Below are 25,492 nucleotides of genomic sequence, written 5' to 3' on the forward strand. Positions count from 1 at the left end.
GAGCTCAACCCGGCGCGTCTGGACGAGGCGTGACCGTTCCCTTGAAAAGCCAATCAATCAAGCAAGCGCGCGGCCATCGCCGACCTGTGCTGGGTGGCTTTTTTCGTCCGTTTTTCCCTTCCTCTTCCCTTCCCAAAAGCAAAACATCTGGAGACATCATGATGAACAAGAGAAGCAAGACCGGTCTGTACCCAATCAATCCAATGCCGCAGCGCCTGCGCCTCAAGCAGGTCTGGATGGCTTGCGCGCTGCTGACGCTGAGTGCCTTGCCGGCGCTGGCTCAACAGGCCCCGGCAGCCGAAGACGCCAGCGCCGAGAAAAAGGACGCATCAAGCAGCCAGCTCGACCGCGTCGTCGTCACCGGCAGCACCGGCCTGAACCGCACCGTGCGCAACAGCTCGGTCGCCATCACCGTGGCCGACCGCGACGATCTGGACCGCAAGGCGCCGCGCTCGACCGCCGAGGCGATGGAGCTGATTCCGGGCATGTATGTGGAGGCCTCGGGCGGCGAGATGTCGAACAACTACTCGGTGCGCGGCATGTCGGGCGGCAACCAGCGTTGGGTGCAGCTGCAAGAAGACGGCCTGCCGGTTTTCTACTACCCGAGCTGGACTGCAGACGGCTTGGTCAAGCAGGAGATCGGCATCGACCGGCTGGAGGCGGTGCGCGGCGGCACCTCGGCGATTCTGACCACCAATGGCGCCGGTGCCACCGTCAACTTTCTGACCTATCGCAACAAGGCTGCGCCCGAGGGTGCCGTGCGCCTAACGACCTCGGACTACGGCACCAAGCGCATCGACCTGCGCTATGCGGGTGGCTTTGGCGACGGCTGGTTTGCCGGCGCCTCGGGCTTCTACCGCCGCGATGACGGCATCCGTAACCCCGAGTTCACCGCCAACTTCGGCGGCACGCTGCGCGCCCATCTGGGCAAGAAGATCGAAGGCGGCGAGTGGAGCATCAATGCCAAGCTGGTCGATGACCACAACACCTTCTATCTGCCGATTCCGGTTCAAGGCAAGGACAAGCCGCGCAGCCTGCCGGGCATCAATGCGAACTACGGCACCATGATCGGCCTGGACTCGGGCGTGCAGAACGTGCGCACCTCGCTGGTGCCGGGGACCTTCAGCCAACTGAACGATTCGCGCGACGGCTTTCACGTCAAGGCCAGCGCGATCGGTTACAGCTTCGAGAAGGCGCTCAGCAAGGAGCTGACGCTGCGCTCGAAGGGCCGCTACACCGACAGCGATGTGACGGCCAGCGTGGTGTTCTCCTCCAGCAACAACAGCCTGCGCCCGGCCGTCAACCGGCTCGATCCGAGCAAATTCGGCTATGTGGGCGAGATGCTTGACCGCTTTGCGGCGGCCTGCGGCGGTCAATGCACACCGGCGTTACGGGTGGTGTCGACGGGCGAGATTCTGTCCACACCGGCCCAGCTGAACGCCTTGAATGGCAATGGGCTTTTGTCCGACAACGTGCTGCAGGCCGACAAGCAGGCGCAGCGCGAGGCGGTCAACGATTTGTCGCTGAGCTGGAACACGGCGAGCAACAGCCTGACCGCAGGCCTGCTGGCCTTTGATACCCGCATCGGTCCGAACGGCAGCCCGGCCACCGCGCGCTTTGTCACCGATGTGCGCACGCATGCGCGGCGCATGGACATTGTGGCGCTGGACCCTTCCGGCAAGGTGGTCGGCGCGCATACCGAGAACGGCGTGCGGGAATATTCGACCTGGGGCGACGGTAACTCCACCATGCACAACCGCTCGACCTCGCTCTATCTGAATAACGAGTTCAAAGCGAGTGAGCGCCTGCGCCTGGACGCCGGTCTGCGCATCGAGCAGTACAAATACCGCGAGCAGCGCGCCGGTTACAACGAGTACACGGCGATTCCCGGCGCCTTCAAGCCCGGCTGCGATGTGGACAAGCTCGGCGACGCGGCCTGTGATGTGGACAACATCATCTCCAACAACCGCTGGGCCTACCCGACCAACGGCCAATACGAATCGATCCGCAACGATTGGCGCGAACCATCCTGGACCTTGGGCGGCAACTATCTGCTCAATGACAATATGGCGGTCTACGGCCGCTTCGCCAAGAGCTATCAGGCCACCGGCGATTTGCCGGTGACGAAAATTCAGTTCGCCGAGGCCGGCCTGCGCTACCAGGGCCATGGCTTCACCGGCACTTTCACCTTCTACAAGGCCGACTTCAAGGGCGACCCCAACTCGGCCGAGGTGGACAACGCACAGGTCGAGATGCGGCAAGGCGTGAAGTCGCATGGGCTGGAGTTCGAGCTGAACTGGCGCCCGGTCAAATGGGCGCAGCTGAACGCGGTCGGCGTGGTGCAACGCTCCAAGTTCAGCGTCAATGACCTGCGTGTGCTGCGCGGCTCGGGCACCGATCTGGAGGAACTGCGCAAGGAGGCGACCAGTTGGAACGGCAACCGCCCCGAGCGCACACCCGAGCTCAATTACACGATTGCCCCCAGTGTGTTCTTCAATGACAACAAGGGCGAGCTGACCTTGGGCTATCGCTACACCGGCATGCGTTTTGCCGATGTTTCAAATTCGGTGAAGCTGCCCGCCTACAGCACCTGGGACCTGAGCCTGCGCTATGAGCTGACGCCCAAGCTGACGCTCAATGCCAGCGTACAGAACCTCAGCAACGCGATCGGCCTGACCGAAGGCAATCCGCGTTCTGGCTTTGTGCAGGCGCCGGGCGGCAGCGACTATTACTATGCCCGCCCTATCTTGGGGCGTAACGCGCAGCTGTCACTGACCATGAACTTCTAAGGAGGATATCCATGTCGAATAAGCATTCAAGCACGCTTTGGGATCACCACAGCGCCGTGGCCGGTGCGCCGGCCGGCTTCACCATGCGCGGCTGTGTGCCGGCCCATCCGGACGGCGTCGAGGTGATGCTCGAGCGCTGGCAGGCCGGCAGCAGCGAGCCGCCGCACAGCCATCCCGGCAACGATATGACGGTGGTGGTGGAGGGGCAAATGCGCATCCAGTTCTTCAAGCGCGGCGAGGCTGGCGCCTTGCTGCCGGATGGTGCGCCGCTGACCCTCAATGCCGGCGAGACCGGCTATGTCGGCGCCGGGCGCATCCACGACGCCCAGTACTTGCAAGACTGCAAGCTGGTCTATGTGCATGAGCGAGCCTTCGGCTTCAAGCAAGAGGGCTGAGCTGATGCGCTCAGGGGGCCGGCGCTCAGTCTTGCTGGCTGGCAGCTTGGGCCTGGGCCTGTGATTGCAGAAAGGCCGCGAGCGCCTTGAATCGCGGCTGTTCGGCGGTCGCGCTGGAGGCGATCAACCAGTAGGCGCCGTCGGCTGCAATGGTCTGCGCAAAGGGCTGAATCAATCGGCCGCTGCGCAGATCATCTTCGATCAGGGCGAGCCGGCCCAGCGCCACGCCGCGGCCCGCCATCGCCGCCATCAGCAGTGCATTGCTGTCGTCGATGATGGGGCCACTTTGCACCTGCGCCTCGCTGACGTCGGCCGCCAGCATCCAGCGCCGCCAGTCGTCGACGCTGTCTTCATGCAGCAGCGGGTAATGCTTGAGTGCCTGCGGCTTGCTCAGCGGATGCTCGGGCCGTGCCAGCGAGGGGGAGCAGACCGGGCTCAGCTGCGTTCCGAACAGGCGCTGCGCCCACAGGCGCTCCGGCTTGTCGGGTTTGCCGCTGGTCCAGACGATGGCCGCATCGGCCGCGCCGCGTGCCAGGGCATCGCCTTGCGCCGTGTGATGCAGATGCAGCTCGATCTCGGGATGCGCGTCCCAGAACCGGGGCAGTCGCGGCATCAGCCAGCGGCTCGAAAAAGACGGCGTCACGGCCAGTTGAAGGCTGCTGCGGCTTTGCTGTTTGAGCTCGGCCAAGACTTGCTCGATGCGGTCAAAACTGCTCGACAACACGGCGAGCAGACGCGCCCCGGCGGCGGTCAAATGGACTTGGCGTGGCCGGCGCTCGAACAGTTGCAACTCCAATGCCTCCTCCAGCGCCCGCACCTGGTGGCTGACCGCCGCCTGCGTCACGCATAACTCCTGCGCCGCACGGGTAAAAGAAAGCTGACGTGCCGCGGCTTCGAAAAAGCGCAGGCCGCTGAGATGATGTTGGAGGTTTCGGCGCATGAGCGGCGATGCTAATGCATTGCCGCAAAAACTCTCAAATCAGACGTGTTTTGCCTGCTATCGAACAGATGCACGGCCGCCGCGGCCTATTGCTTGCTCAGATTTCATGCGCATGATGCCGGCCCGGTCGGCTTTGCGGCCAACTGATCATTCTTCAGGGTCAAGGCGTAGCCTCCGGCCGAGAAGCCCTGCCCGGGGCAGCCCAGCTATGGCTTGCCGCTGCTCTTCTTGCGCGCCGCCGTGAGCTTAGGCGTCGGTGAATGCGCAGGGGCCAGAAAGGCTGCACGCTGCTGGGCCTGCTGCTGGGCCTGTCGGCCGATGCTGCCGCAGACCAGATCACACAATTGGTAGACCGCAGGATCGGCGATGCGGTAGAAGGCGCTGGTGCCCCGGCTCTCTCTAGCCACCAGACCATGCTGCTGCAGAACGCTGAGGTGGCGCGACACATTGGCGGCGCTGAAGCCGCACAAATCGGCCAATTCACCCACCTTGCGCTCCTGCGTTCGCAAGAGATTGAGAATCTGCAAGCGTGTCGGCTCGGACAGCGCCTGAAAATAGGCTGCCACCTGCAGCAAGGCTTCCTGCGGTAGATCTTCCATCAGAGAACAGGCCCGGCCTGCGGCCGCAGCCAAGTTGTGATCGGCTTTCATTCTACTCAAGTAGTTGCGAATTGTTGTAGTTGACTATTTGCGTGATTACGCAAATAATGAAGTATGGATTGAATTTTGTCCACCCCCAATTCCTGTTTCTACCGAGTCGCCATGAGCCATAGCCGATACGCCTCAAACTTCCTGCATCGCATGCTGCTGGGCCTTGCCTTGTTATTTGCAATGACAGCACAGGCGCAGACGCAAGCACAGACCCCAGCGCTGGCCGGGCTCACCGTGCAGCCGGCCGCCAAGCTTCAAAGCGCCAGCTTCGACGCCGTGGTCGAGGCGGTGCGCCAGACCGTGGTGGCGGCCCAGGTGAGCGGGGCGATTCAACAACTCGAGGTCAAGGCCGGCGACCGCGTCAAGGTCGGTCAGGTTTTGTTGCGCATCGACGACCGCGCCGCCGCGCAGACCGCCGATGCGGCCGTGGCGCAGGGCGAGGCCTTGCGCGCCGCGCTGCATCTGGCCACGCGCGAATTCGAGCGCCAGCAATTGCTGTTCAAGCAGCAATTCATCAGCCAGGCGGCGCTGGATCAGGCCGAGAGCCAGTTCAAGGCCAGCCAGGCGCAGATGAAGGCGCAACTGGCTCAATTGGCGGTGGCGCGCACGCAAACCGGCTTGCATGTGGTGCGCAGCCCCTATGCCGGCGTGGTGGCCGAGTTGCCGGTGGCGGTCGGGGACATGGCGCTGCCGGGTCGCCCTTTGCTGACGCTTTATGACCCCGCGGCGCTGCGGGTCAGCGCCCATCTGCCGCAAAGTGCCGCCACCGCGCTGCGCCCCGACAGCGTGCTGGCGATCGAGATTCCCGGCTTGCCGGGGGGGGCGAAACAAAGGCTGACGCCCAGCCTTGTGCAGCTGCTGCCCAGCGTGGACGCCGCCACCCACACGATGGAGCTGCGCCTCGACTTGCCGGCCGGCATCGGCGGCGTCAGCCCCGGCATGTTCGCGCGGGTCTGGGTCGGCGATCGCCTGGGGGCAGAGCTCAGCGCAAGCGACTCAAGCCCATCAAGCGGCGCGGCACTGTGGGTGCCCCGCACGGCCCTGATCCGCCGCGCCGAGCTGGACGCGCTCTATGTGCTGGACAAAACCGGCAAGCCGCTGCTGCGCCAGGTGCGCCTGGGTGCCACGCAGGGCGAGCGGGTTGAAGTCCTCAGCGGCCTGAGTGCCGGCGAACGCATTGCCACCGACCCGGCCGCTGCGGCCCGGGTGCGCTGAAAGCCGATGATGGAATCAAATCGATTGGGTGTTTCCGGGCGCATCGCCGCCTTCTTCCAGGCCGCGCAGATCACGCCCTTGCTGGCCTTGCTGGCCTTGCTGCTGGGCGTCTTCGCGGTGCTGGTCACGCCGCGCGAGGAAGAGCCGCAGATCAATGTCACGATGGCCAATGTGCTGATCGCCTTCCCCGGCGCTGGCGTCGCTAATGTGGAGCAGATGGTCGCCACGCCGGCCGAGCAGGTGTTGTCGCAGATCGCCGGGGTCGAGCATGTGATGTCGGTCTCGCGGCCGGGCATGGCGATCCTGACGGTGCAATTCAAGGTCGGCGTGCCGCGCACCGAGGCGCTGGTGCGTCTCTATGACACCGTCAATTCCAACGCGGACTGGCTGCCCCAAGGCCTCGGCGTGCAGCCGCCGCTGATCAAACCGCGCGGCATCGACGATGTGCCCATCGTCAGCCTGACGCTGTTCAGCAAGAACCCCGAGATCGGCGCTTATGCGCTGGAGCGGGTGGCCCACAGCATGGAGATCGAACTCAAGCGCGTGCCCGGCACACGCGAGGTCAGCAGCATCGGCGGCCCCGGCCGGGCCATCACGATCGCGGTCGACCCGGCGCGGCTGAACGCTGCGGGCCTGACGATAGCCGACTTGCGCCAGTCCCTGCGCTCCGCCAATGCCGGCATGCCCCTGGGCGACTTGCTCGGTGCCAACCAGACGCTGGCCTTGGAAGCCGGGCCGTTTCTGCGTTCGGCCCAGGAGGTCGGAGAGTTGGTGGTCGGCATGCGCGATGCCAAACCGATACAGCTGCGCGATCTGGCCCAGATCAACGACGGACCCATCACGGCCTCGCGTTATGTCTGGCATGGTCTGGGCAAAGCGGCGGGTGCTGATGGCGGCGGCGACTATCCGGCCATCACGCTCGCGATCACCAAGAAGGCGGGTGAAAACGCGATCGATGTCGCCAATGCGGTGATGGCGCGGGTCGCGGATCTGCGCAACACCGTCATTCCGGCGGAGATTGAGGTTAGCGAGACCCGCAACTACGGCAGCAGCGCCAACGACAAGGCCATCAAGCTGATCCAGAAGCTGCTGTTCGCGACCTCGGCCGTGGTTGCCCTGGTCTTCATCGCGCTGGGCCGGCGCGAAGCGGCCATCGTCGGCGCGGCGGTGATCCTGACGCTGACCGTCACCTTGTTCGCCAGCTGGGCCTGGGGCTTCACGCTGAACCGGGTGTCGCTGTTTGCGCTGATTTTCTCGATCGGCATTCTGGTCGATGACGCCATCGTGGTGGTCGAGAACATCCATCGCCATCAGCAGTTATTCCCCGGCCGGGCCCTGAAGGACATCATTCCCGGTGCTGTGGATGAGGTCGGCGGGCCGACCATTCTGGCCACGCTGACCGTCATCGCGGCGCTGCTGCCGATGGCCTTTGTGTCCGGCCTGATGGGCCCGTACATGAGCCCGATTCCAATCAATGCCAGCATGGGCATGCTGCTGTCGCTGGCGATCGCCTTCATTGTCACGCCCTGGCTGGCGCGGATCTGGATGAAGGCTCATCCGCCCGGCAAGGCCGTCACAGCCGCCCCCGGCAAGGCGCCCGACTCGGAGGGCTTGCATGGCCTGAGCGCCAAGCTGGCGCCCTTGTTCGAGCGGATTTTCAAGCCGCTGCTGGACGCCCAGCGCGGCCAGCGCAGCCGTCGTTGGCTGGGTTTGGGCCTGGCCGCCTTGATCGGCTTTTCATTGCTGCTGCCGGCGCTCGGACTGGTGCGGCTGAAGATGCTGCCGTTTGACAACAAGTCCGAATTCCAGCTCGTCGTCGACATGCCGGCCGGCACGCCGCTGGAGCAGACCGCCGCGGTGATGCGCGAGCTCGGCGCCTATCTCGCCGAGGTGCCCGAGGTGGTTCACTACCAGGCCTATGTGGGCAGCGCCTCGCCGATCAACTTCAACGGACTTGTGCGTCAGTACTATCTGCGCGCGGGGCCGGAGCAGGGCGACATCCAGGTCAACCTGGTCGACAAGCACCAGCGCAACGAACAAAGCCATGCCATTGCGACGCGGCTGCGGCCCGCGCTGCAGCAAATCGGCCGCCGCCATGGCGCCAACGTCAAGGTCGTCGAGGTGCCGCCCGGGCCGCCGGTGCTGTCGCCCATCGTCGCCGAAATCTATGGGCCGGAAAGCGCCGGTCGCCAGCAGATGGCGGCCCGGGTGCGCGCGCTGTTCGAGCGCAGCGAGGGCCTGGTTGATGTGGACGACAGCAGCATCGCGGCCGCCCCCCGCAAGGTCTTGCTGGTGGACCGCCGCAAGGCCGCCCTGGCAGGGGTCACGCAAGAGGCGATCGTGACCACGCTGCGTACGGGGCTGGCCGGCGAGGCCGTCACCTATCTGCATGATCAGAGCAAATACCCGGCCGCCGTGCGGCTGCAACTGCCGGCCACGGCGCAAGGCGATTTGAACGCGCTGCTGTCGCTGACGGTGCGCTCGGACAAGGGCCGCTTGCTGCCGATCAAGGAACTCGTCACGATCAGCGACACGCTGCGCGAACAGCCCATCCATCACAAGGATTTGCTGCCGGTGAATTACGTCTTTGCCGACATGGCGGGTAAGGTCGACAGCCCGCTTTACGGCATGTTCGCGATGCGCAAGGGCCTGGCCGATATCGTCACGCCCGGTGGCGGCCGGCTGCTTGAATACTTCATCAGCCAGCCCAACGACGCCTACCGCGACTACGCGATCAAATGGGACGGCGAATGGCAGATCACCTTCGAGACCTTCCGCGATATGGGCTTGGCCTATGCGGTTGGGTTGGTGCTGATCTATCTGCTGGTGGTGGCGCAGTTCGGCTCCTACCTGACGCCGCTGATCATCATGGCGCCGATCCCGCTGACCATCATCGGCGTGATGCCTGGCCATGCCTTGCTGGGCGCGCAGTACACGGCCACCAGCATGATTGGCATGATCGCGCTGGCCGGCATCATCGTGCGCAACTCCATCCTGCTGGTCGACTTCATCAATCTGCAATTGCGCAATGGCATGCCGTTTGAGCGCGCCATCGTCAACTCGGCGATCACCCGTGCGCAACCGATCATGCTGACCGGGCTGGCCGCGATGTTGGGCGCCTTCTTCATCCTCGATGACCCGATCTTCAACGGCCTGGCGATCTCGCTGATCTTCGGCATCTTCGTGTCCACCGTGCTGACCCTGGTGGTGATTCCTCTGCTGTACTTCATCGCCTACCGCCATCGCCTCGACGCGCTGATCGATGGCGACAGTTCTTCCACACCCACCTCTTCTTCTCCCTCTTCACCTCAAGGAAATTGACATGAGCTCTTGGCAAATCGTACGCGTCGTCGCAGGCGCTTTCATTCTGTTGTCGCTCGCCCTGGGCGTGCCCGGCAGCCCGCTCTTCGTCTCGCAATGGTGGCTGGCCTTCACCGCCTTCGTCGGCCTCAACCTGCTGCAAAGCGGCATCACGCGCTGGTGCATGATGGAGACGCTGCTGCGCAAGCTGGGCGCACGCCCCGGGGCTTGAAGCCGGTCTTTGCTCACGCCCCGAAAAAAGCCTCCAGCAAGCCCAGATAGACCGCCACGCGGGTGCTCAGCAAGGGATTGCTTTCTGCGTTCAGCAGCAGCTCCGTGGTGATCACCGGTGTGCAGCCGCGTTTGCGGGCCAGCAGTTCGTCGATCGAGCCGTCCGCCGAATCGACAATCATGCCGCCATCCAGGCTCTCGCCGAAGCGGGTCTCGCCCTGCATCACCAAGGGCAGCGGGCAACGCTGCAGATAGGCCGCCACCCGCTGCGTGATCGGATGGGTGGCGGCGCCCGGCCCGGCCACGTAGAAATAGGACCCCTGCGCTTCAAAGCGGTAATCAGGCGCCTCGTAGACCGGATCTTCGTGCAGGTCCAGGACCGCCGCAGCCGGCGCCAGATCGGCCCGCTCCATCAGCCAGGCCGTGATGGCCTTGGCCTCGGGGCAGATGGCTGCCTCCGAGCGACCCAGCCAATGCTCGCTATCGGACACGCTTTGACCGGCCGGACCATAGCGCTGATGCTGCTGATAGCCCCAGGGATTGAGCAGCGGCAGCAGCAGGATGGGGCGCGTCGAGGCGTGAGCGATGAGGCGGTCGACATGCTCGGCCAAGGCGATCGCACCGGCCGGTTCGCGCCCGTGGATGCCGGCGATCAGCACCGTTTTCGCCTTGGCCCCGCTGGCATAGGCATGGATGGGCAGCGGCGCGCCGCTGTCCAGCGCCTGCTCGGCAATCTGATGCCTGGTCCAACCGGCCTCGACCAGGCGCTCATAGGCGGCGAGCAGTTCGGCCACGGTGGGGCGGCCGTCCTTGGCCAGCGGCCTCATGATTTTCTTCTCATCAATGTCGGCCTTCTCAATCGCTGAAATTAGTCGCCTGCGCAGCCTTCACGCGAACGATTTCGGCGGGCTTGAATCGATCACCAAAGGCCGCCGCCAGTTGTTCGCTGCGCTGGATAAAGCGCGGCAGGCCCATCGCATTGATGAACTGCAGCGCGCCGCCCTGGAAAGGCGCAAAGCCCCAGCCAAAGATCGACCCGATATTGGCATCCGCCACCGAGCGCAACACGCCTTCCTCCAGGCAACGCGCCGCCTCATTGGCCTGCGCGAACATCAGCCGGTCCATCAACTCGGCCTGCTCCGCTTGGCTAGCGGCCAGCGGGTAATGTTCGGCCAAGCCGGGCCACAGGGTCTTGTCGCCTTCGCGGTAGTCATAGAAGCCCAGTCCGGCCTTCTTGCCGATGCGGCCGAGCGCGCACATCTGCCGCAGCACGCTCTCACCGGGATGTTCGACATAACTTTGACCTTCCGCGGCCAGATCCTTGCGGGTCTGGTCGGCCACATGCAGGCCCAGGCTCAGCGACACCTCATCCTGCAGGGCCAGGGGCGGCATGGGCATGCCGGCCTGCAAGCCCGCTTGCTCAATGGCCCTGGGGTGCACGCCTTCCTTGAGCATGGCCAGGCCTTCCATTACATAGGTGGCGAAGACCCGCGAGGTATAGAAACCGCGGCTGTCGTTGACGACGATGGGCGTCTTGCCGATTTGCAGCACGAAGTCGAAGCTCCGCGCCAGGGTTTCGTCCGAGGTCTGCGCACCGACGATGATTTCCACCAAGGGCATCTTGTCCACCGGCGAAAAGAAATGCAGGCCGATGAAGTTCGCCGGCCGGCTGCTCGCCCGCGCCAGCCCGCTGATCGGCAGCGTCGAGGTGTTGGAGGCAAAGACCGCATCGGCGCTGATCACGGCCTCGGCCTGTTGCGTCACCTCGGCCTTGACCGCCCGGTCCTCGAAGACCGCCTCGATGAGCAGATCACAGCCGGCCAGCTTCGCGTAATCGGTGGTCGGCGTGATCAAGGCCAGCAGCGCCTCGCGCTTCTCGGGCGTGCTGCGGCCCTTTTTGACGGCCTTGTCGAGCAGGCCTTGGGAATAGGCCAGGCCGCGCAAGGCGGCGGCCTGCGTGCTGTCCAGCAGCACGACTTCGATGCCGGCCTTGGCAGCCGCATAGGCAATACCTGCTCCCATCATGCCGGCGCCCAAAATCCCCAGCTTGCCGACCTTGGTGGTGGCAAAACCAGCGGGGCGCGACTGGCCCTTTTTGATGGCGGCCAATTGATACCAGAGCGTGCCGATCAGATTGCGCGACTCGGGGCTGATCGCGCAGGCGGCAAAGTAGCGTGACTCGATCGCGAGGGCCGCGTCGAAACCGACCACGCCGCCTTCGAACACCGAGCTCATGATGTGGGTGACGGCCGGATAGTTGCCGAAGCTCTTGGCGCTGGCCATCGAGGGCGCGACCGCGAACAGCTGTGCCGCGGCCGGCGTGCGCGAGTCGCCGCCGGGGTAGCGGAACTTGGGTAGGTCCCAGGGCTGCTTGGGGCGCGGGTTGGCCAGGCACCAGGCCCTGGCTTGCTGCAATGCTTCGTCCTTGCTGGCCGCCAATTGGTTGACCAAGCCGCTGGCCAAGGCCTGGGCAGCGCGGACCTCGGTGCCCTCGGCCATCCATTGCAAGGCCTGCTGCATGCCGACCAAACGCGGCATCCGCACGGTGCCGCCGCCACCGGGCAAGAGGCCCAGCTTGACCTCGGGCAGCCCGAGCTGGGCCTTGCCGTCATCGACAACGATGCGCCAATGGCAGCCCATCGCGATCTCCAGGCCGCCGCCCAGACACATGCCGTGAATCGCGGCCACCACCGGCTTGCCGCATAGCTCGAGCCGGCGGATGAAGGCCTTCAGCTGCATCGATTCATCGAAGGCTTCTTGCGCGCTGCCGATGGCCCAGAGCCTGTCCACATCGGCGCCGGCCAGAAAGTCCTTCTTGGCCGAAGTCAGGATCAGGCCCTTGATGGCCGGGTCGGCCTCCAGGCGGTCGACGATTTCGGCCAGCGGGCCGGCCATCGCCTCATTGAGGATATTCATCGGCCGGCCGGCCGAGTCCATGGTGGCGACGAGGATGCCGTCGTCGCCGAGCAGGGTCGTGATGTCTGAAGTCATGTCGATGGCCTCCGTCAAACTCGTTCGATGATGGTCGCGATACCCATGCCGCCGCCGACGCACAGCGTCGCGCAACCGGTGGAGAGATCGCGCCGCTCCAACTCGTCGAGCAGGGTGCCGAGGATGATGGAACCGGTGGCACCGAGCGGGTGACCCATCGCAATTGCGCCGCCATTGACGTTGACCCGCTCGAGGTCAAGGCCCAGATCACGCGCCGTCTGCAGCGGCACGACGGCGAAGGCCTCGTTGATCTCCCACAGGTCGATGTCGGCCGCCACCATGCCGGCGCGGGCCAGCGCTTTGCGGCAGGCCGGCGTGGGGCCGGTCAACATGATGGTCGGCTCCGAGCCGACCACCGCCATGGCGCGAATCACCGCGCGGGGCTTCAGCCCGGCCTTGGTGCCGCCGGCGGCGTTGCCCATCAGCATCAGCGCCGCGCCGTCCACGATGCCCGAAGAATTGCCGGCATGGTGGACATGGTTGATGCGCTCGACGGTGGTGTATTTCCTCAGAGCGGTGGCATCAAAACCCATGCCGCCCATCATGGCGAAGGAGGGCTCCAGCTTGGCCAATGTGGCCGGCGTGGTGTCAGGGCGAATGGTCTCGTCTTCGGCCAGCATCAGCAGGCCGGCGATGTCGTACACCGCTTGCACCGAGCGGCCGAAGTAGCCGGCGGCGCGGGCGGCTGCGGCCAGCCGATGCGAGCGGGCCGCAAAAGCATCGACCGCGGCGCGGTCAAAACCGGCCAGCGTGGCGATCAGATCGGCGCCGACGCCTTGCGGCACGAAGCCGAGTTTCTGGTTGATGCGCGGGTCCATGAACCAGGCGCCGCCGTCGCTGCCCATCGCCCAGCGGCTCATCGATTCGACCCCTCCGCCGACGACCAGATCCTCGAAACCGCTGGCCACCTTGGCCGCCGCCAGATTGACCGACTCCAGGCCCGAGGCGCAAAAACGCGACTGTGTCATGCCGGCCACCGACTGCGCCCAATCGGCGTCGAGCACGGCGGTGCGGGCGATATCGGCGCCTTGCTCGCCCAACGGCGTCACGCAGCCGAGCACCAGGTCGTCGACCATTGCGGTGTCCAGCTCATTGCGCCGCTGCAGCGCTTTGAGCAAACCGCGCAGCAGCCAGACCGGCGTGGCTTGGTGCAGGCCGCCGTCTTTTTTGCCCTTGCCACGCGGCGTGCGCAGATGGTCGTAGATGAAGGCTTGGTTCATGGCTTTTTTTCACCCTGTAGATTCGCGGAAGCTCTCACATATAACGGGAGGCGAGTTCTTTCATGATCTCATTGGTGCCGCCGTAAATGCGCTGCACGCGCGCGTCGGCATACAGCTCGGCGATCGGGTACTCCATCATGTAGCCATAGCCGCCAAACAGCTGCAGGCATTCGTCCATCACCTTGCATTGCAGATCGGTCACCCAGGCCTTGACCAAGGCGGCCCGGGCGGGGTCCAGCGTGCCGCTCAAATGCGCCGTCATGCAGGCGTCGACAAAGGTACGCGCGGCCAGCACATGGGACTGCACCTCGGCGAGCTTGAAGCGGGTGTTCTGAAAGTTCCAGATCGGCTGGCCAAAGGCCATCCTCTGCTTGGTATAGGCCAAGGTATCGGCCAAGGCGCGCTCCATCGCGCCGATCGCGCTGACGGCGATGATCAGCCGCTCCTGCGGCAGCTCCTGCATCAGCTGTATGAAGCCCTGGCCCTCCTGGCCGTTTTCGCCGCCTAACAGGTTCTCCACCGGCACCCGCAGCTCATCAAAGAAAAGCTCCGAGGTGTCTTGCGCCTTCATGCCGATTTTTTCAAGATTGCGGCCGCGCTGGTAGCCGGGGCGCAATTTGCCGTCGGCGTCTTCCACCTCGACGACCAGCAGCGAGATGCCTTTGGCGCCTTGCGCCTTGTCGGTCTTGCAGACGACGATGAGCAGATTGGCCGTTTGCCCATTGGTGATGAAGACCTTCTGGCCCGACAAGACATAGTGATCGCCGTCGCGGCGGGCCAGCGTTCGCACGCTTTGCAGGTCGCTGCCGGTGCCGGGTTCGGTCATCGCGATGGCGCCGATCAACTCTCCGGTCGCCATCTTCGGCAGCCAGCGCTGCTTTTGCGCCTCGTTGCCGTGATGCAGGATATAGGGCGCCACGATGGCCGAATGCAGGCCGCCGCCAAAGCCCGACAAGTTGGCCCGACCCTGTTCCATCAGCATCACCGCGTCATGGCCGAAGTCGCCGCCGGCGCCGCCATAGGCCTCGGGCATGGACATGCACAGCAGGCCCTGGCGGCCGGCCTCGCGCCAGGCCTCCGCGCCCATCACGCCGGCGGCGCGGAACTCGGCCGCACGCGGCACCCAACGCTCGCGGAAAAAGCGCGCCGCCGATTCCTGCAGCATGCGGTGTTCTTCGGTGATCCAAGCGGACGGAAAGAGTTCGATGGCCATGATGATGCTGCCCTGGTTCGGGGTTGATGGGGTCGCTGCAAATTGTCTGTGCATGCTAAAGCGTTCTGCTTGCGCTTTGGCAGGACTTGATAACTTCGAGTTGCCGACCTCCGCGCAGTTCTAGCCGACGTATCTGAATTCAGGATATTTCCTCGGACATAAGTGATACGAAGCCGCATCGCTCTGTCCTTACATTGAATCCACCCGGCGGAACTCACAAGCGGTTCAGCAGTGGCGAGGACTTCTCGCCCAAGCGCTGCCGGTCAATATAAAAACGGACATTCCATGAGACAGAAAAAATTATCCTGGTTGATTCAAGCAATCTTCGTCATGCCGGCCATCGGCACTAACGCCTTGGCGCAGCAGGCAGCGCCCGCCGCTCCGAACAACCCGAGCGCGCCGAATGCGCCGAAAGCGGAATTGGAAGCAGTGGTCGTGACCGGCATCCGCGCCTCGGTGCGCAGCGCGCTGTCGACCAAAGAAATGTCTAACAGCATGGTGGAAGTGATCGCGTCGGAAGACATCGGCAAGCTGCCCGACACCACCATCGCCGAGTCGCTGGCCCGCCTGCCCGGCTTGTCCGCCGGCATCGACCGCGGCAATGCCAGCCAGATCGTGGCGCGTGGCCTCGGCCCGCGCTTCGTCGGCGCGACGCTCAATGGCCGCGAGTTCGCCTCCAGTGAGCCCGACCGCGCGGTGCGCTTCGAGATGTTCCCGTCCGAATCGGTGTCGGGTGCTACCGTCTACAAGACCCAGTCGGCCGAGCTGATCGAAGGCGGCATTGCCACCACCATTGACTTGCAGACCGTCCAGCCCTTGGCCTACAAGGAGCGCCAGTTGGCGCTGAAGGCCGACGCGCTGTTTTACCAAATGGGCAGCAAGATCGACGGCGCCAAGACCACGGCACCGCGCCTGGGCGGCATCTATGTCGACCAGTTTGCCAACCGCACCGTCGGCGTGGCGGTGGCCTTCAGCTACTACGACCAGCCGTCGCTGGAAGACCGGGTCGAGAGCTGGAGTTTCAATGAAGACCATTCCGCCGATATCACCGGCGACGGCAAGGTCGACAAGACCCGCTGGGGCTTCCAGACCGGCATGAAGAAGGGCAGCAACAAGCGTTCCAGCGCCACCGGCAAGCTTGAGTACAAGCCCAATGCCAACCTCGCCATCACCGGCGATGTCTATATGGCCAGGTCCAATATCGAAGAGCCGGCGTTGACCCATGTTCAAGACGGCATCGGCAACTGGGATGGCTGGCAAAGCGGCAATTTCAGCAATGTCAAGACCGATGGCGGCTACGTCACGGCGGCAACGGTCAAGGACGTCACCCTGCAGACGCTGAACTCGCTGTGGAAGCAGGACATGAAGAATTTCGCCACCGGTTTGAACGGCAAGTTCAAGACCGATGGCTGGCAGCTCGATGCCGATATTGCCCATTCAACCGCAAGCCGTGACACGCTGTGGTCGGCTGTTGAATTGAAGAACCTGAAGTCCGGCGCAACAACGTTTGACTTCGGCAAAGACCAATGGATGAGCTATTCGTCCAGCCAAGATACCGGCAATCCGGCCAACTATTCGAACCAGGTCAGTGAGACCTGGGGCCCGACCAAGGGCGGCCGACTGGACGACAAGTTGGACTCCCAGCAACTGAGCGCCAGCCGCCTGGTGAGCTGGGGCGATGTCAACAAGATCAAGTTCGGCGCGCGCGCCACGCAGCGCGAGAAGTCCTACGAAGCGATCTCCTGGAACCTCGGCTCGACGGCGACGATTCCCACTTCGGGCTTCCAGCGCGTGACGGTCGATGGCCGGCCCGACTTTGTCGAGTTGGTCGGCGGCTTCGCCGATGCCGTGGGCAAGTACTTCGGCCCAGCAGCCTTGAGCTCGGAGGGCCGCAGCTCGACCGATGCCAATCTGGTGCAAGACAATTGGCGGGCGAAAGAGAGCAATTCGGCCGTTTACGCCCAGGCCGATCTGGCCGGCCAGACCTTCGGCGGCATGAGCTACCGCGGCAACGCCGGCCTGCGCGCCATCCACAGCAGCCAGACCGGCTATGGCTATGAGCAGCGCAATGGCGGCAAGCCCAGCGCCGTCTCCGATGGCACCAGCTACACAAAGTTCCTGCCCAGCATGAACTTGATCCTGAATCTGGATGAAGAAGAAGTGAACCAGGTCCGCTTCGGACTGGCGCGTGCGATGTCGCGCGCACCGCTGGACGTGATGAACAACGCCCACACGGTCACCATCGATCCCAAGGGCATAGACCCGACCATCGTGAGCGGCGGCAACCCGCGACTCAAGCCGATGATGGCGGACCAGATCGACCTGACCTTTATGCGTTTCTTCGGCAAGGGCAGCTTGGTCTCGGCCGGTCTGTTCTACAAGGAGATCAGCGACTACATCGGCATCGCCTCGGTCAAGGGCAGCTTCGAAGGCAAGCCGGCCTATTTCACCCAACAGGTCAACCGCGACGGCGGCCATGTGCAGGGCTTCGAACTGGTCTATCAGCAGGCCTTCACCACCTTGCCGGCGCCGTTCAACGGCCTGGGCTTGCTGAGCAACTACACCTACTCCGACAGCAATATCAAGGAGAACGGTGACCGCAGCGGCCAGAGCTTCAGTCCCATCGCCACCAACGGTTTGATGAAGCACAACGGCGGCCTGACGCTCTGGTACGAGCATGACGGCTTCGAGGCACGCCTGGCGGCCAACTACCACTCGGCGTTCAACCGCGCCCCGACCTGGGACTCGACCGCCTTCCAGCTCAACGGTGCGGAAACCTGGGTGTCCTTGAACCTGTCCAAGCAGATCACGCAGCAGATGCAGGTTCGCTTCGGGGTCGAGAATTTGACCAATCAAAAGGTCATCTACACCGATCCGATGAATGCCTACCACCAGACTAACTTCCAGTTCGGTAGGCGCTTCAATGTGGGGCTTTCTTTCAAGCTCTAAGCCTTGCCGTGGCCCTCAGCGATATGAAATCCTTGGGGGCGCTTAGAAGGTGGCCCGCCTCCCAGCCACCTCCTGCAGCGCCTGCAGCATGGCGGCGGCGGCGGGGGATAACTGGCTGTTCTTGCGGGTCACGATGCCGTAGGAATCCATTCTTATGCCGAGATCGAAGGGCAGCACGGTCAGCAGGCCGGTATCCAGATAGGCCTGCACCAACTCGACCGGCAGGGCCACGACCATATCGCTGCCCATCAATAAATTCGCGACCACGGGCAGCGCCACGGTTTCCACCAACTCGGCCGGCGGATCCAAGCCTTGCGCCAGAAATAGCGCGGTCAGGCGGTCACGCAGGATGCTTCCGCTGGGCGGCAAGATCCAGCCCGTGCCGACCAGATCGCCAAGTTGCAGATCCGGATGCTTGGCCAAGGGATGGGCGGCGCGCGCGATCAATTGATGGGGCTCATCATTGAGGGGTTCGAAATTGAGTGCGGCGGCCGAATCGGCGTCAAGAATGCGGCCTATCACCAGGTCCAGCTCACCCGCACGCAAGCGCTGTATCAACAGCTTGCTGGCGTCCACCGTGATCGACACATTGACCCTGGTCTGCCGGGCCTTCAACAGCTTGACGGCCTCGGGCACCAGCGCGATCGAGGGCGTCATCACCGTGCCGACCGCCACCCGCCCGCTCATGCCCGACTGCAACTCCATCACCTCTTGATGGGCGGCATCCATCTCGGCCAGCGCGGCGCCTGCGCGGCGGATCATCACATCGCCATAAAGCGTTGGGGCGACACCGCGCGGCAAGCGCTCGAACAGCTGCACGCCCAGCGCATGCTCCAGCTCGGCCAGCAGCTTGGAGGCGGCCGGCTGAGTCAGGTTGGCGGCTTGCGCCGCGTGCAGGATGGACCCATGCCGGCCAAGTTCCACCAGCAGCACCATCTGCCGCAGTTTCAGGTGAGAACGAACGAAGCGGTCTGAGGGTTGGGTCAATCGGGGGGCGCTCATGGGGGCAGTGTAGGCCGTCGAGATTCGAAGGACCGAAGCGGCTAATCGTGATAAAGCTGACTGCGGCCGCCGTCGATCAAGATGTCGGCGGCGGTGATGAAACGGGCCTCATCGCTGGCCAGGAAGAGCGCGGTGTAGGCCACTTCGATCGGTTCGCCCAAGCGTTTGACCGGCAGCAGCTCGGCCTGGCGCTGGGCCTCGGCGTCCGGGTCGGCAAAGCCGGCCAGCCAGGCCTGGTTCGACTCGGTCATGATGAATCCGGGCGAAATCGAGTTGACCCGCACGCCGCGGCTCGCGTATTCGATGCCCAGCGACTTGGTCAAGCCCAGCAGCGCATGTTTGGCCACCGGGTAGGGGAAGCAGCCGGGAATGATGCGGTGGCCATGGACCGAGGCGATGTTGACGATGCTGCCCGCGCCCTGCATCAGCATATGCGGCAGGGCGGCGCGTGCGCAATGCCAGGCGCCGTCCAGGTCGACCGCAAAGCAGCGCTGCCATTGCTCGGGCGTCATCAAGAGCGGGTCGGCAAACACATTCATGCCGGCGTTGTTGATCAGGATGTCGAGCCGGCCGAAGCGCCGCACCGCCTGCGCCATCATTGCGTTGACGGCGCCGGCATCGGCCACATCGGCCTGCACGAACAGGCAGCGGCCGTCCGTCCGGTCAGCGCCCAGCTCGGCACGCAAGTCGGCAGCCGCTTCGTCATCGCGGTGGCTGTTGATGACGACAAAGGCACCTTCGGCCAGAAACAGTCGGGCGATGGCGCGGCCGATGCCGAGCGTGGAGCCGGTCACCAGCGCGACCTTGTTTTGCAGTCTGAGGGTCATGGTTTTTGTTGGATTGTTGCGTCACTCGGGGACAGCGCGCGCCAGGCATCGAGCACCGGCAAGGCCTGACCCTTGAAATCGAACAGGGTGGTATTGGATACGGCGTTAGGTCCGGCTTTGGCATCGCTCTCTCGTAGCGCCCAGCCGACGCCGGGCGTGGCGATCATCACCGGGTCCCAATAGAGCAGGCCCAGCACACGCGGCTCGCGTTTGAGCAGATCGAACAGCTCGCGCATGAAGTCGCGCTGGCCCTTGGGTGAGCTCATCAAAGGCGGATAGGGGCCGTTGTCGCTCAATTGGCCCGGGCTGCCGTCCGGCAGTGTCGGGCTCCAGTTGAAGCCGACTTCCATCAAGAGCAGGTCCTTGTCGTAATGAGTGCTGACCGCGCGGCTGAAGGCGGCCATTTGGGCGGCCGTCTTCCGGGTCCAGAAGGGGTAGTAGGACGAGCCAATGACGTCCCACTCGACGCCGTGCGCCTGGGCCTGATCAAACCAGTCGCGGTACTTGGCCAGATTGCCGCCGTCGTCCAGATGCAAGACGATCTTGCTCTTAGGCGCCACCGACTTGACCGCCGCGTGGCCGGCGCGCAAGAGCGCCGCCAAGCCGGGCCAGCCCTGCGCGCCGGGTGGCGATATCGCGCCGTAAGGGTAGAGCATGCCATGCTCGATCTCATTGCCCAGCGAGATGAACTCGGGGCTGGTGCCCTGGGCTTGCAGGGCCAGCATGACCTCGCGGGTGCGCTCGAACACCAGCTCGGCCAAGCGAGTGCGCCGCGCCGCTTCGTCCGCTAAGGGCTGCAACTCGGCGCGCCATTTTGTCGGCAGACCTTGTGTTTTGGAGTTGGTCCAGAAGTCGCTGTAATGCAGGGTCAGCTGAATCTGCATCTGCAGCGCCTTGGCGCGGCGCGCCATGCGCAGCAGATCGGGCAGATCCATCGAACCCTCGGGCCAGTAATAGCCTTCGGCGCCGCTGCCCGGGCCGGGGCTGTCGTAGAGCCGCAGGCGGGCGATGTTGTGTCCGTTGGCAGCCAGGATTGCGAGGGCATCGCCCTGCCGACCCTGGCGGTCAAAGTAGCGCGCGCCCTGCGCCTCCATCAGCGGCAGCACGGAAACATCGCCGCCGGCTAAAAAGGGCGCTGCCTGGGCCGCGGAGCAAAGCAGCAGCGCGGCCAGCAGGCAGTTTGGCCATTTACACACGCTTGCCACCGCGCGCTTTCAGCTGGTCCAGCAGCACGGCGGCCAGCAGGATCAGGCCGCGCATCAGATATTGGTAGAAGGCATCAACGTCGAGCAGGTTCATCACGTTCTCGACCGTGCCCATGATCAGCACGCCGATCAGCACGCCGAAGATGCGCGCCCGCCCGCCCTGCAGCGAGACGCCGCCCAGCACGCAGGCCGAGATCACATCGAGCTCGAATCCTTGGGCCGAATTGGGCTGGCCGCTGGTGATGCGCGAGGCCAGAATCAGGCCGGCCATCGCCGTCACCAGACCCTGCAGCAGGAAGATCCAGACGCGCAGCTTTTCGACCTTGACGCCGGCCAGCCTGGCTGCTTCCGGGTTACCGCCAATCGCCAGCGTGTTGCGCCCGAACACGGTGTGGTTCAGCAGCACGCCGAAGACCAGGAAGCAGGCGGCGCAGACCCAAATCGGCAGTGGCAGACCCAGCAGCCTTGCGTCGCCGAAGGCGATGAAGCCTTCGTCGGCAATGCCTACCGCCTGGCCCTTGGAGACGATGAAGGCGAGGCCGCGCACCATCAGCATGGTGGCCAGCGTGGCGATCAAGGCATTGACCTTCAAATAGGCGATCAGCACGCCATTGCCCGCGCCGATCAAGGCGCCCGCCAACAGGCCGCCGCCGACCGCCAGCGTCACGCTTTGGGTATGTTCCAGGATGATGGCGCCGAGCACGCCGGCGAAGGCGATGGTGGAGCCGACCGAGAGGTCGAAGTCACGCGAGGCCAGGCACAGCATCATGGTGCAGGCGACCATGCCGATCTGTGCCACCGACAGCATCAGGCCGACGATATTGGCGGCGGAGAAAAAGTTCTCGACGCTGAGGGCCAGCACGATGAACAAGAGGCCGTAGCCCAAGGTCATGCTGTGCTCGGTCAGCCAGGCGCGATTCAGGGACGATGTCTTCATGGGGGAGCTATTCCGTACAAATAAAGTGTTACTGAATCAGGCCAGGTCGGGCAGGGCAAGGCGAAGCACGGCGGTCTCGCTGGCGGCAGCTCGGTCCAGCTCGCCGCTGATGCGGCCTTCGCGCATCACGATCACGCGGTCGGCGATGCCCAGCACCTCGGGCAATTCGCTGGAGACCACGATCACGCAGCAGCCGCTCTCGGCCACCTCGTGGATCAGCTTGTAGATTTCATTCTTGGCGCCAACGTCGATGCCGCGGGTCGGCTCGTCCAGGATCAGCACCTTCAGGCCCGGCTCGGCCAGCCAGCGCGCCAGAATCACTTTTTGCTGGTTTCCGCCAGACAGCAGGCGGATCTCCTGCTCGCGGTTCGGGGTCTTGATGCGCAAGCGCTGGATGAAGGCATCGGCCAGCGCGGCCTCTCTGGCATGGCGCAGGAACAATCCGCCGAGCAGGTCATGGCGACGGCAGCTGATATTGATGTTCTCGGCCACCGAAGACTCCGCCAGGATGCCTTGCTCCTTGCGGTCCTCCGGGCACAGCACGATGCCGGCTTCGATCGCGGCCGACGGACCCTTGGCCGACACCGGCTGGCCGTCCAGCAAGACCTGACCCTGAGCGCGCGCATCGGCGCCGTAGAGCAGGCGCATCAGTTCGCTGCGGCCCGCGCCGACCAGGCCAAAAAAGCCCAGCACCTCGCCGCCGCGGACCGCAAAGTCCAAGGGCGCGGCGAGTCGCTCGCCCAGCATGCCGCGCACCTGCAGCCGCTCCTGACCCAACTGGCGCGGGCGGTAGTCATAGATGTCGTTGACCTCGCGGCCGACCATATCGCTGATCAGCCGCTCACGCGGCACCGCCGCCATCTCCGGGTGGGTGGCGACCTTGCGGCCGTCGCGGAAGATGGTGCAGCAGTCGCACAGCGCGTACAGCTCTTCCAGCCTGTGCGAGATATAGATGATGGTTTTGCCGGCGGCGCGCAAATCCTTGACCAGCCGGAACAAGACCTCGCTCTCGCGATGCGAGAGGCTGCTGGTCGGCTCGTCAAAGGCGATCACCTGCGCGTCTTGTAGCACCGCTTTGCAGATCTCGGCCATCTGGCGCTGCGCGATCGACAGATCGATCAGGCGCGCATTGGGGTCGAGCTCAACGCCGATTTCGGCCAGCCGCGCGGCCACCATCGCGCTTGCCGCGCGCTTGTTGACGAAGCCAAAGCGCTGCGGCAGGCGGCCCAGCAAGACGTTCTCGGCCACGGTCAGCTCGGGCACATATTGCAGCTCTTGATGGATGACGGCGATGCCGGCGGCGATCGCGTCGGCGGCGCAGGTGAAGCGGCATTCCTCGCCGTTCAACAGCAGGCGGCCACCGTCGGGCCGGTACTGGCCGCCGAGGATTTTCAACAGCGTTGATTTGCCGGCGCCGTTCTCGCCCAAGAGGCCATGGACCTGACCGGCGCGGGCCTCGAAGCTGACACCATTGAGTGCCTTGACGCCAGGGAAAATCTTGCTGACCTGATCGAACTGAAGGCTTGGAATTGCGGTGCTGGAGGGCATATTTCGTAGCAGAAAAGATGGGTACGAACTACAGGCCCAGCTGCTTGCGCAGTTCGACTTGATTCTGGCGGGTCATCAAGGTGCCGCTGGTCAGGGTGAGGGCGGCGGGCGCTTGATTGGTGGTGATCCACTGGTACATATTCGCGGCGGTCTCGTAGCCATGGCGCTTGGGGCTGATCAACACGGTACCGAAGAAGGCGGTGGCGACCGGCTTGGTGAATTCGTTCAACGCGGTCTGGCTGCCGCCGATGCCGATGCCGATCAAATCGTCCTTGCGGATGCCGCGGCCTTCGCCGGCACGCACGGCGCCCAACACCGCTTCGTCATTCAGGCCCACCGCCACCCAATGCTTGAATTTGGGGTTTTTGGTGAAGGCGATATTGGCGGCGTTGAACGCGTTTTCGGTGTCGGTCTTGGCCTGCGGCGCGGCTATCACATTGGCGGGGGGCAGGCCGGCGGCCATGAGCGCATCGACGGCGCCCATGGTGCGCTCGCGCCCGGTCGGCAGTTGGTCAAAGGCCACGCGCAGCGCGGCGACCTCGTTCAGGTTCCAGCCGCGTTTTTTGATTTCTTCCAGCAGACCAAGGCCCACCTGTTTGCCGATCTCGTAACCCGAGATACCCATATGCGGGATCGAGGCGATCGCTTTGCCGGCGCCGTCAAGCAATTGGTCGTCGACCGAGATGACCTTCAAATCATGGCGCTTGGCGGCGCGGGCGACTGCCGCACCCAGCTTCACATCGGGCGCGCAGATGACAAAGCCCTGGGCTTTTTGGGCCGCCAAATTGTCGATCGCGGCCATCATCTTCTCGCCATTGGGGATGCCGATCTTGACCAGGGTGAAGCCTTTGTCCTTGGCCGCCTGCTCGGCATATTTCCATTCGTCCTGGAACCAGGGCTCTTCGGCTTGCTTGACCAAAAAACCGATCTTGACCGGGTCGGCTGCCCGGGCCAGCGGCGCCAGCGTCAGCATTGCGGCAGCGGTCAACAGCGGCGTGGCCCAGGCCAGCAAGGTGTTCTTGTTTCTCATGTCATGTCTCCTATCGTTGTATTGGTTCCGCACCGGCCTTCAGGCGCCGGCGGGCTGGTCATCGAAGAGCGCGTCCGGCAGGCCGCGCACCAGCGGCAGGCGAAGACCGAACAAGCTGCCGGAGCCGGGTAGGCGCTCCAGCTCTTCGCGGCTTTGGTCGACTCTGGCGGTACTCACCATCAATTGATCCATCAACTCGCCGCCAAAGGCCGGGCAGGTGCTGTTGTTGGCGGCTACGCGAACGACGCGCATGACCTGACCCTCGGGCGAATACTGGACCACCCGGCCGGCACCCCATTGGGCGTTCCACAGGCTGGCGTCGCTGGCGATCACCGAACCGTCCGGCCAGGCATGGGCAGGCTCGACTTGGGCGAACGGGCGGACGCGGGCGACCTGTGCGCTCTCGGCGTCGTAGTCGCATTGCATGATGGTCTGGCTCAAGGTGTCGCAGAAGTACATCGTGCCGCCGTCGGGGCTGAAGCAAATGCTGTTGGCAATCGCCACCGCCGGCAGGGCCAAGCGGCGCAGGCCATGCTGCATTGAATATTGGTAAAAGCTGCCGATCGGCCGTTTGTCGCTGGCCTGGTTCATGGTGCCGAAGACAAAGTAGCCGCGCCGATCGGTGCGGCCATCATTGATGCGGGTGCGCGGCTCGGCCGGGTCCACGGGCACCAGCGACTGTATCGTTGGGCTGACGCTGCCGCTCGCCTGAGCATCCGCCAGGGTCGCCAAGCACAGGCGCTTGGCCAGTCCCAGCAGCAGGCGGCCCGAGCGGCAATGGGCGAAGCTGCCGAGCCGGTCCGGCAGTTTGGCCGTCAGGGTTTGCGAAGCGCCGGGTGTCCAGGCGTTCAGGGTCGAGGCCTCGATGTCGGTCCACCACCAACGCTGCGTTGGGGCATGCCATTGCAGGCCCTCGCCCAGCGTGGCGCTCTGGGCGAGCATGGGCTGGGCCAGATCGGCTTCGGCGGGGCGGTTCGGATCGATGGGTGTGTCGTTCGACATGGCGGCTGGCTGTTTCGAATTGCGGGCGAAAGAGGAGGGGGCGGGATC

At 64.4% G+C, this 25,492-nt stretch carries 19 protein-coding genes; 6 read left to right on the forward strand and 13 right to left on the reverse strand.

Going from position 1 to position 25,492, the window contains the following annotated elements:
- Positions 1 to 158 precede the first annotated feature (158 nt).
- Positions 159 to 2,789 (forward strand): TonB-dependent siderophore receptor, encoded by a 2,631-nt coding sequence (locus LNV07_RS16325; RefSeq protein WP_263572224.1) that lies wholly within the window; start codon positions 159 to 161, stop codon positions 2,787 to 2,789.
- An 11-nt stretch (positions 2,790 to 2,800) separates the two neighbouring features.
- Positions 2,801 to 3,184, forward strand: a complete 384-nt coding sequence (locus LNV07_RS16330) for a cupin domain-containing protein (protein WP_263572225.1) — start codon at positions 2,801 to 2,803, stop codon at positions 3,182 to 3,184.
- A 25-nt stretch (positions 3,185 to 3,209) separates the two neighbouring features.
- Here the strand turns inward: LNV07_RS16330 and LNV07_RS16335 are convergent, their stop codons facing one another.
- Positions 3,210 to 4,124, reverse strand: coding sequence for a LysR substrate-binding domain-containing protein (locus LNV07_RS16335; protein ID WP_263572226.1), 915 nt, complete (start codon positions 4,122 to 4,124; stop codon positions 3,210 to 3,212).
- A 206-nt stretch (positions 4,125 to 4,330) separates the two neighbouring features.
- A complete protein-coding gene (locus LNV07_RS16340) occupies positions 4,331 to 4,723 on the reverse strand; it encodes an ArsR/SmtB family transcription factor (protein WP_263572463.1) in 393 nt (130 codons plus the stop codon).
- Between the two features lie 162 nt (positions 4,724 to 4,885).
- Between LNV07_RS16340 and LNV07_RS16345 the strand changes: the two genes are divergently transcribed.
- From LNV07_RS16345 to LNV07_RS16355, 3 genes are read left to right on the forward strand one after another with little or no spacing between them, the layout of a single operon-like run.
- Positions 4,886 to 5,989, forward strand: a complete 1,104-nt coding sequence (locus tag LNV07_RS16345; protein WP_263572227.1) for an efflux RND transporter periplasmic adaptor subunit — start codon at positions 4,886 to 4,888, stop codon at positions 5,987 to 5,989.
- A gap of 9 nt (positions 5,990 to 5,998) precedes the next feature.
- Positions 5,999 to 9,310, forward strand: a complete 3,312-nt coding sequence (locus LNV07_RS16350) for an efflux RND transporter permease subunit (RefSeq protein WP_263572228.1) — start codon at positions 5,999 to 6,001, stop codon at positions 9,308 to 9,310.
- Position 9,311: 1 nt separating this feature from the next.
- Positions 9,312 to 9,521, forward strand: a complete 210-nt coding sequence (locus LNV07_RS16355) for a YgaP family membrane protein (protein ID WP_263572229.1) — start codon at positions 9,312 to 9,314, stop codon at positions 9,519 to 9,521.
- 13 nt (positions 9,522 to 9,534) lie between these two features.
- On the opposite strand, the gene LNV07_RS16360 is transcribed toward LNV07_RS16355, so the two are convergent.
- From LNV07_RS16360 to LNV07_RS16375, 4 genes are read right to left on the reverse strand one after another with little or no spacing between them, the layout of a single operon-like run.
- Positions 9,535 to 10,347 (reverse strand): M14 family metallopeptidase, encoded by an 813-nt coding sequence (locus LNV07_RS16360; protein WP_263572230.1) that lies wholly within the window; start codon positions 10,345 to 10,347, stop codon positions 9,535 to 9,537.
- 28 nt (positions 10,348 to 10,375) lie between these two features.
- Positions 10,376 to 12,511 carry a 3-hydroxyacyl-CoA dehydrogenase NAD-binding domain-containing protein gene (locus LNV07_RS16365; protein WP_263572231.1) on the reverse strand — a complete coding sequence of 712 codons (2,136 nt, stop codon included), beginning with the start codon at positions 12,509 to 12,511 and terminating at the stop codon, positions 10,376 to 10,378.
- A gap of 14 nt (positions 12,512 to 12,525) precedes the next feature.
- On the reverse strand, positions 12,526 to 13,731 hold the full coding sequence (locus tag LNV07_RS16370; RefSeq protein WP_263572232.1) for an acetyl-CoA C-acetyltransferase: 1,206 nt from the start codon (positions 13,729 to 13,731) through the stop codon (positions 12,526 to 12,528).
- 34 nt (positions 13,732 to 13,765) lie between these two features.
- The gene (locus LNV07_RS16375; protein ID WP_263572233.1) at positions 13,766 to 14,944 is read right to left on the reverse strand and encodes an acyl-CoA dehydrogenase family protein; all 1,179 of its coding nucleotides are present in this window, start codon (positions 14,942 to 14,944) and stop codon (positions 13,766 to 13,768) included.
- A 285-nt stretch (positions 14,945 to 15,229) separates the two neighbouring features.
- Here LNV07_RS16375 and LNV07_RS16380 point away from each other — a divergent pair, with 285 nt between their 5' ends.
- Positions 15,230 to 17,893: a TonB-dependent receptor gene (locus LNV07_RS16380; RefSeq protein WP_263572234.1), complete on the forward strand. Its 2,664-nt coding sequence runs from the start codon at positions 15,230 to 15,232 to the stop codon at positions 17,891 to 17,893.
- Between the two features lie 42 nt (positions 17,894 to 17,935).
- Here LNV07_RS16380 and LNV07_RS16385 read toward each other — a convergent pair whose 3' ends face one another.
- The 7 genes from LNV07_RS16385 to LNV07_RS16415 are packed head-to-tail and all read right to left on the reverse strand — an operon-like array spanning position 17,936 to position 25,444.
- On the reverse strand, positions 17,936 to 18,895 hold the full coding sequence (locus tag LNV07_RS16385; protein ID WP_263572235.1) for a LysR family transcriptional regulator: 960 nt from the start codon (positions 18,893 to 18,895) through the stop codon (positions 17,936 to 17,938).
- A gap of 41 nt (positions 18,896 to 18,936) precedes the next feature.
- A complete protein-coding gene (locus LNV07_RS16390) occupies positions 18,937 to 19,722 on the reverse strand; it encodes an SDR family oxidoreductase (protein WP_263572236.1) in 786 nt (261 codons plus the stop codon).
- Entirely contained in the window at positions 19,719 to 20,918 is a 1,200-nt protein-coding gene (locus tag LNV07_RS16395; RefSeq protein WP_263572237.1) for a glycoside hydrolase family 53 protein, read from the reverse strand. Before LNV07_RS16395 ends, LNV07_RS16390 begins: the two co-directional genes overlap by 4 nt.
- Positions 20,911 to 21,864 carry an L-arabinose ABC transporter permease AraH gene (gene araH, locus LNV07_RS16400; RefSeq protein WP_263572238.1) on the reverse strand — a complete coding sequence of 318 codons (954 nt, stop codon included), beginning with the start codon at positions 21,862 to 21,864 and terminating at the stop codon, positions 20,911 to 20,913. The genes LNV07_RS16395 and araH overlap by 8 nt, the downstream gene beginning before the upstream one ends.
- Before the next feature lie 36 nt (positions 21,865 to 21,900).
- Complete coding sequence (araG, locus tag LNV07_RS16405; RefSeq protein WP_263572239.1) at positions 21,901 to 23,412, reverse strand: L-arabinose ABC transporter ATP-binding protein AraG; 1,512 nt, start codon at positions 23,410 to 23,412, stop codon at positions 21,901 to 21,903.
- A 28-nt stretch (positions 23,413 to 23,440) separates the two neighbouring features.
- Entirely contained in the window at positions 23,441 to 24,442 is a 1,002-nt protein-coding gene (locus tag LNV07_RS16410; protein ID WP_397545574.1) for an arabinose ABC transporter substrate-binding protein, read from the reverse strand.
- A 39-nt stretch (positions 24,443 to 24,481) separates the two neighbouring features.
- The gene (locus LNV07_RS16415) at positions 24,482 to 25,444 is read right to left on the reverse strand and encodes an SMP-30/gluconolactonase/LRE family protein (RefSeq protein ID WP_263572240.1); all 963 of its coding nucleotides are present in this window, start codon (positions 25,442 to 25,444) and stop codon (positions 24,482 to 24,484) included.
- Positions 25,445 to 25,492: the final 48 nt, after the last annotated feature.

It is taken from the genome of Roseateles oligotrophus (assembly GCF_025717515.1).
Taxonomy (GTDB): Bacteria; Pseudomonadota; Gammaproteobacteria; order Burkholderiales; family Burkholderiaceae_C; genus Paucibacter_A; species Paucibacter_A oligotrophus.